This window comes from Mycobacterium scrofulaceum, from assembly GCF_001667885.1.
Taxonomy (GTDB): domain Bacteria; phylum Actinomycetota; class Actinomycetes; order Mycobacteriales; family Mycobacteriaceae; genus Mycobacterium; species Mycobacterium scrofulaceum_C.
This window is the reverse complement of record NZ_LZJW01000018.1, coordinates 1-7,948: the sequence shown is the minus strand read 5'-3', so window position 1 is coordinate 7,948 and position 7,948 is coordinate 1. Positions and strand designations below refer to the sequence as shown.

Genomic DNA, 7,948 nt, shown 5'->3' with positions numbered 1-7,948 from the left:
CCGCCGACCCCGGCCGGGCGTTGTCGTCGATCGACATGCTCGATGAGGACGAGCGCGCACGGCTCGACGAATGGGGTAACCGCGCGGTGTCGCACCGACCGCCGACCACGCCGTCGATCCTGGAGGTGTTCGCCGCGCAGCTCGCCCGCGCCCCGGGGGCGGCCGCCGTCAGCTGCGGCGACCGCTCGATGACCTACCGGCAACTCGACCGGGCCGCAACCCGGTTGGCGCACTTGCTCGTCGACCGCGGGGTCGGCGCGGGCGATTGCGTCGGGCTGCTGATGGACCGCTCGGCGGAGGCGATCGTGTCGATCCTCGCCGTGCTCAAGACCGGGGCGGCATACCTGCCGATCGATCCGGCGCTGCCGGCGGCGCGGATCGAGTTCATCCTCACCGACGCCGCGCCGACCGCCGCGCTGACTACGGCCGATCTGCGGCCGCGGCTGGACGGGTTCGAATTCGCCGTCGTCGACGTCCACGACGCCGCCCTGGACGCGCAGCCCGGTGGCGCGTTGCCCGCGGCACCGACGGCCGATGACGTCGCCTACATCATCTACACATCCGGAACCACCGGGACTCCGAAGGGCGTGGCCGTCACCCACGGCAACGTCACGCAACTGTTCGCCCCCCTCGACGCGCCCCTGCCGGTGGCCGCGGTGTGGTCGCAGAGCCATTCGCTGGTCTTCGACGTGTCGGTGTGGGAGATCTTCGGTGCGCTGCTGCACGGCGGCCGGGTGCTGGTGGTGCCGGACGCCACCGCCCGTTCCCCGAAAGACCTGCACGCGCTGCTGAGCGCCGAACGGGTCGGAGTGCTCACCCAAACGCCGTCGGAGGCGGGGATGCTTCCGCTCGACGGGCTGGACTCGGCCGCCCTGGTGGTGGCCGGTGAGGCCTGCCCGGAAGAGGTGGCGGACCGGTGGGCGCCGGGCCGGACGATGCTCAACGTCTACGGCCCGACCGAAACCACGATGTGCGTCGCGATCAGTGCGCCGCTGGCGCCCGAGTCGGGAACCCCGCCGATCGGCTCACCTGTGCCGGGTGCGGCGCTGTTCGTGCTGGACGGGCGGCTGCGCCAGGCGCCCGCCGGCGTCGTCGGCGAGCTCTACGTCGCCGGAGCGGGGCTGACGTACGGGTACGTGCGCCGGGCGGCGCTGACCGCGTCACGGTTTGTCGCGTGCCCGTTCGGGGCGCCCGGCACCCGGATGTATCGCACCGGGGACCTGGTGTGCTGGGGCCAAGATGGGCAACTGCAGTACCTGGGTCGCGCGGACGAACAGGTGAAGATCCGCGGGCACCGCATCGAGCTCGGCGAGGTGCGGGCCGCCCTGGCGGCATCGGACGGCGTGGAGCAGGCCGCCGTCATCGCCCGCGAGGACCGCCCCGGCGACAAGCGGCTGGTGGGGTACGTCACCGGCACCGTCGACCCGGCCGCGCTGCGCGCGGCGCTGGCGGATCGGCTACCCGCCTACATGGTCCCGGCCGCCGTGGTGGTGCTGGACACGCTGCCGCTGACGGTGAACGGCAAACTCGACACCCGGGCGCTCCCGGCGCCCAACTACAGCGATCGTGATCGCTACCGCCCGCCGGCCACGCCGGTCGAGGAGACGCTGGCCGACATCTACGCCCAAGTCCTCGGGGTGGACCGGGTGGGTGTCGAGGAATCGTTCTTCGACCTGGGCGGCGACTCGTTGTCGGCGATGCGCCTGGTCGCCGCCGTCGACGCCACCCTCGGCATCCATCTGCCGGTGCGCGCCGTCTTCGACGCGCCGTCGGTGCGGAACCTGAGTCAGCAATTGGATCGGCACGCCGACCGGCACGGCCCCAGCCTCGCCTCGGTGCACGGCCCGGACGCCACCCAGGTCTGCGCCACCGATCTCACCCTGGACAGGTTCATCGACGCCCCGACGTTGAACGCCGCGCCCGCGTTGCCGGGCCCGAGCGTCCAGGTGCGGACGGTGCTGCTGACCGGGGCGACCGGCTTCCTGGGCCGTTACCTGGCGCTGCGCTGGCTCGAGCAACTCGAGCGGGTCGACGGCAAGCTGGTCTGCTTGGTGCGGGCCGGCTCGGACGACGAGGCAAGTCAGCGACTGGAGCGGACATTCGACAGCGGCGATCCCCGGTTACTGAGCCACTTCCAGGGATTGGCGTCGGACCACCTGGAGGTCATCGCGGGTGACAAGGGCGCCGCGAACCTCGGGCTCGATGAGCGGACGTGGCAGCGGCTGGTCGACACCGTCGACCTGATCGTCGACGCGGCGGCCCTGGTCAACGGCGCGCTGCCCTACAGCGAGCTGTTCGGCCCCAACGTCGTCGGCACCGCCGAGCTCATCCGGCTGGCGCTCACCGGCAAGCTCAAGCCGTACTCCTACGTCTCGACCGCAAACGTCGGGGACGGGGTGGAGGCGGCGGCCTTCACCGAAGACACCGACATCCGCGCCATCAGCCCCACCCGCGTCATCGACGGCGGCTACTCCAACGGTTACGCCACCAGCAAGTGGGCCGCCGAGGTGCTCCTTCGGGAAGCCAATGACCTGTGCGGGCTACCCGTATCGGTGTTCCGCTGCGACATGATCCTGGCCGACACCAGCTACGCCGGCCAACTCAACCTGTCGGATATGTTCACCCGGATGGTGCTGAGCATCGCGGCCACCGGCGTCGCGCCGCGCTCGTTCTATCGCCTGGACGCCGAGGGCAACCGGCAGCGTTCGCATTTCGACGCGCTGCCCGTCGAATTCGTCGCCGAGGCGATCACCACGCTGGGCGGCCGGGCGGCCGACGGTTTCGAGACGTATCACGTGATGAACCCGCACGACGACGGGATCGGGATCGACCAGTACGTCGACTGGCTGATCGAGGCCGGCTACCCGATCGAGCGCATCGACGACTTCGGGGAGTGGCTGCGGCGCTTCGAGGCCGCGCTGCGTGAGTTGCCGGAGCGGCAACGTCAACACTCGGTGCTGCCCCTGCTGGCATTGCCGGGCGCCCAGCAGGTCGAACCGGGGGAGCCGGGCCGCGGCGCTCTCGCTCCCACCGACCGATTCCGCGCCGCGGTGCGGGAAGCCAAGATCGGGCCGGACGCCCACGATCCGGACATCCCACGCGTGTCCGCGCCGGTCATCGTCAAGTACGTGACCGACCTGCAACTGCTCGGGCTGCTCTAGACGTTATCCGGAAGCCGCTGCGCCGCAACGGCTTTGGCGTGATTTCTCCGGCGTCGCGGCGTTCGGGCAACGGGGCGGCGGTTCGTGACTAACATTGCCGATGATCGAGACGGTGTCCCGCCAGTACCCGAAGGTCTTCACCATGACAACAGCTCGCGTGCCCAAACTGCCGCTCGACGAAGCCACGGCGGCCGCCGACGAAGCGGCCGTGCCCAACTACATGGCCGAACTGAGCATCTTCCAGGTGCTGCTCAATCACCCGCCGCTGGCGCGCGCCATCAACGATCTGCTCGCCACCATGCTGTGGCACGGTGCGCTCGACCCGCGGTTGCGCGAGCTGGTGATCATGCGGATCGGCTGGCTCACCGCGTGCGACTACGAATGGACGCAGCACTGGCGGGTGGCGTCCAGGCTGGGCGTGGCCCCCGAGGACCTGCTCGGCGTGCGCGACTGGCAGGCGCACGACGGGTTCGGGTCCGCCGAGCGCGCCGTGCTGGCCGCCACCGACGACGTGGTGCGCGACGGAGCGGTGAGCGCCGCGAGCTGGACGGCCTGCGAGCGTGAATTGGGCGGCGACACAACGGTTCTCATCGAGCTCGTCACGGCAATCGGCGCGTGGCGGATGGTCTCGTCGATCCTGCAAAGCCTCCAGGTGCCGCTCGAAGAGGGCGTGTCCAGCTGGCCGCCGGACGGCCGGTCGCCCGCGGAAGCCGTCGTCGATTGACATATCGATCGGTGGCTCTTTAGCGTCGGGCAATGCGTACCAGAGTCGCCGAAATGCTCGGCGTCGAGTTCCCCATCTGCGCGTTCAGCCACTGCCGCGATGTGGTGGCCGCGGTGACGAATGCGGGCGGGTTCGGCGTCCTGGGCGCGGTGGCGCACAGCCCCCAGCGGCTGGAGAACGAACTGACGTGGATCCAGGAGCAGACCGGCGGCAAGCCGTTCGGGGTGGACCTGCTGCTGCCACCCAAGTACGTCGGCGCGGACGAGGGTGGCATCGACGCCACGCAGGTGCGGGCGCGGCTGCCCGAGGAGCACCGCGCGTTCGTCGACGACATCCTGGCCCGCTACGGGATCACCGCGCCGCCCCAGCAGGGGCGCGGTTCGGCCGGCGGCCTGAACATCTCGCCGAAGGGCTACGAGCCGCTGCTGGAGGTGGCGTTCGCCCACCGCATCCGGCTGATCGCCAGCGCGCTCGGGCCGCCGCCCGCGGACCTGGTCGAACGCGCCCACGATCGTGACGTGCTGGTGGCCGCGCTGGCCGGCACCACGCGCCACGCGCAACGGCACGCGGCCGCGGGCGTCGACCTGATCGTCGCGCAGGGCACCGAGGCCGGGGGACACACCGGCGAGGTCGCCACGATGGTCCTGGTGCCCGAGGTCGTCGACGCCGTGGCGCCGGTCCCCGTTCTCGCCGCGGGCGGGATCGCCCGCGGCCGCCAGATCGCGGCGGCCCTGGCCCTCGGCGCCGAGGGCGTCTGGTGCGGGTCGGTGTGGCTGACCACCGAAGAGGCCGAGACACCGCCGGTGGTCAAGGACAAGTTCCTGGCCGCGACCTCATCGGACACCGTGCGGTCGCGGTCGATGACGGGCAAGCCGGCGCGGATGCTGCGCACGGCCTGGACCGACGAATGGGATCGCCCGGAGAAACCCGACCCGCTCGGCATGCCGCTGCAGACCGCGCTGGTCACCGAGCCGCAGGTGCGCATCAACGCCGCGGCCGCGCACCCCGGGGCCAAGGCGCGCGAGCTGGCCACCTACTTCGTCGGTCAGGTCGTCGGGTCGCTCGACCGGGTTCGCCCGGCGCGAACGGTGGTGCTCGACATGGTCGAGGAGTTCATCGACACCATCGGCCGCCTCGACGGCCTGGTCGAGTAGCGACGGCCCGCGCCGTTTCGAATGTGTGCCCGCGGCTTTCGGTGTGCGCTCACGGCGGTGACACGCCGAGGATCTGCGCCCTGGGCGCACACGCGTTTGGAGGGCCGGCGCAAACACCAGGTGAACAATCGGTGGCGCCCGGAGAAGCCCGTTTGCCCTGCTCGTGGCCGGGTCCTGGCAGGATCCTGTGGGCCGGCCACGCAGAACCGTAAAGATTGTGAAACCACGCGCCGATGAGTTTGACCCCGTCGGACCCGTCGTGCATTATCGGTCGGGTATGCACCTCGTTAGGTGAGGCGTCTACACGAATACAGGCCACTGACCCCGAACGTCGAAAGACGCCCCGGGTCAGGACAGCTCCTCCCGGCTTAAGGGTTGAGCCCAGGTGGCTTCCGGACAACCGGACACGTCGTGTGGTGCCAAAGCTCTGACGAGAGGGGTGCGGATCTCCGACGGTCGTCGGGTTTCTGCTCCTCATGCTGCGCGCAAATCGTGTGCGGACGCTCCGCACGCGTCGTGACCGCGAGGAGGTGAGGGACACATGAGTTCCAGCGATAGTCCGGATCGAAGTCCGAACTCCGTCTCGTCCCGATCCGTTCTCCGGCACGGCGTTCTCAGCTGAGGCGTCGCAAACGCTAACTGGCTTATCGGCCAAGCGTTCTGGGATCGGAACCGCCACGGGACGGGGCACGTCAATCCAATCAGTCCCCCGTTCGAACCCGTCAGGAGACGACCATGACCGCAGCTCTGTACGACGAAGTGGTAACCGTAGCGCCCGCCCGCAAGTTGACGGTGGTGCGCGACGTCGAGACGACCCAGGCCCCCGCGCCCAAGAAGGCCACCCGCCGGGCCAACCCGCAGCTCGTTCTCGCGGGCGACCCGTTGGTGGAGGGCGCCACCCGGCTGCTCAGCATCCCGCTGCGCCACCTGTATGCGGCGCTGCTGCGGGCCGGTGTGCTCGAAATCCAGGCCTGATGATGGACGGCGACCAACCAAGGCTCCAAGGGGCTACCCGGCCGCAGGTGTTCCCTGAGGCCAGGTAGCCCCTTGGGGTGCTTCGCCTGAGTAGAATCGGGCCATCGGCGTCGATCCGGCATCACCGGGGAGCCTTCGGAAGAACAGCCGATCCGGCTCAGTAGACCCGAACGGGTGGGCCCGTCACAGCCTCCAACGAGCGGCCACGCGACGGCGTGGCAAGCGGGGTGGTACCGCGGCGCTCGCGCAGACAGCGCGTCGTCGTCCCCGGCCTGACCGTAGGCACGCAGGAGACGACGCTTTGACAGAAAACGCTGAAGCCAGGGCCTATCCCAGACTGGCGAGCGGCGCACCCGACTTCCCGGCTCTGGAACTGGAAGTCCTCGACTACTGGGCCCGGGACGACACCTTCCGCGCCAGCATCGCCCGCCGCGACGGGGCCGAAGAATACGTTTTCTACGACGGCCCGCCGTTCGCCAACGGACTGCCGCACTACGGGCACCTGCTCACCGGCTACGTCAAGGACATCGTCCCGCGGTACCGCACCATGCGCGGCTACAAGGTGGAGCGCCGATTCGGCTGGGACACGCACGGATTGCCCGCCGAACTCGAGGTCGAGCGCCAACTCGGCATCAACGACAAATCGCAGATCGACGACATGGGGATCGCCGCGTTCAACGACGCGTGCCGCGAGTCGGTGTTGCGGTACACCGACGAGTGGCGGGCGTACGTCACCCGCCAGGCCCGCTGGGTCGACTTCGACAACGACTACAAGACGCTCGACCTGCCCTACATGGAATCGGTGATCTGGGCGTTCAAGCAGCTGTGGGACAAGGGCCTGGCGTACGAGGGCTACCGCGTGCTGCCGTACTGCTGGCGCGACGAAACCCCGTTGTCCAACCACGAATTGCGGATGGACGACGACGTCTACCAGAGCCGCCAGGATCCGGCCCTGACCGTCGGATTCAAGGTGGTCGGCGGGGCGCTGGACGGCGCCTATCTGCTGGTGTGGACGACGACACCGTGGACGCTGCCGTCCAACCTGGCGGTCGCCGTCAACCCCGAAGTGACCTATGTCGAGGTCCGATCCGGCGACCACCGCTTCGTGCTGGCGCAGCCGAGGCTGGCCGCCTACGCCCGCGAGCTGGGTGAAGAGCCCGAGATCCTGGGCACCTACTCCGGCGCCGACCTGCTGGGCACCCGCTACCTGCCGCCCTTCCCGTATTTCCTGGACAGCCCCAAGGCTTTTCAGGTCTTGCCCGGGGAGTTCGTCACCACCGAGGACGGCACCGGCATCGTGCACATGGCGCCGGCCTACGGCGAGGACGACATGGCCACCACCGACAAAGTGGGCATCGTGGCAGTGACGCCGGTCGATTCCAAGGGCCGCTTCGACGCCACGGTGCCGGACTACCAGGGACAGCACGTCTTTGACGCCAACCCGCACATCATCCGAGACCTGAAGAACGGCAGCGGCCCGGCCGCGGCGAACGGCGCGGTGCTGCTGCGCCACGAGACCTACGAGCACCCCTACCCACACTGCTGGCGCTGCCGCAACCCGCTGATCTACCGGGCGGTGTCCTCGTGGTTCGTCGCGGTCACCGCATTCCGCGATCGCATGGTGGAGCTCAACCAGCAGATCACCTGGTATCCCGAGCACGTCAAGGACGGCCAGTTCGGCAAGTGGCTGCAGGGCGCCCGCGATTGGTCGATCTCGCGAAACCGCTACTGGGGCAGTCCGATTCCGGTGTGGAAGTCCGATGATCCGGCCTACCCGCGCATCGACGTCTACGGCAGCCTCGACGAGTTGGAGCGCGACTTCGGGGTGCGGCCCACCAACCTGCATCGGCCCTACATCGACGAGCTGACCCGGCCCAACCCCGACGACCCGACCGGCCGCAGCACGATGCGGCGCATCCCCGACGTGCTCGACG

Annotated in this window: 5 protein-coding genes and 1 riboswitch; all 5 genes read left to right on the top strand. The window is 69.5% G+C overall.

What is annotated here, in order from left to right; genetic code table 11:
* Window positions 1-3,161: non-ribosomal peptide synthetase (locus tag A5681_RS01630; RefSeq protein WP_156737804.1), on the top strand; the 3,161-nt coding region annotated here is incomplete at its 5' end.
* Window positions 3,162-3,303: 142 nt separating this feature from the next.
* Window positions 3,304-3,885, top strand: coding sequence for a carboxymuconolactone decarboxylase family protein (locus tag A5681_RS01625; RefSeq protein ID WP_067268846.1), 582 nt, complete (start codon window positions 3,304-3,306; stop codon window positions 3,883-3,885).
* 32 nt (window positions 3,886-3,917) lie between these two features.
* Window positions 3,918-5,039, top strand: coding sequence for an NAD(P)H-dependent flavin oxidoreductase (locus A5681_RS01620; protein WP_067268845.1), 1,122 nt, complete (start codon window positions 3,918-3,920; stop codon window positions 5,037-5,039).
* A 276-nt stretch (window positions 5,040-5,315) separates the two neighbouring features.
* Window positions 5,316-5,485, top strand: a riboswitch (M-box (ykoK) riboswitch).
* A gap of 289 nt (window positions 5,486-5,774) precedes the next feature.
* Complete coding sequence (locus A5681_RS01615; protein ID WP_067268844.1) at window positions 5,775-6,014, top strand: Rv1535 family protein; 240 nt, start codon at window positions 5,775-5,777, stop codon at window positions 6,012-6,014.
* Window positions 6,015-6,315: 301 nt separating this feature from the next.
* Window positions 6,316-7,948, top strand: a 1,633-nt coding sequence (locus A5681_RS01610; RefSeq protein ID WP_082968159.1) for an isoleucine--tRNA ligase, incomplete at its 3' end; no start/stop codon positions are given.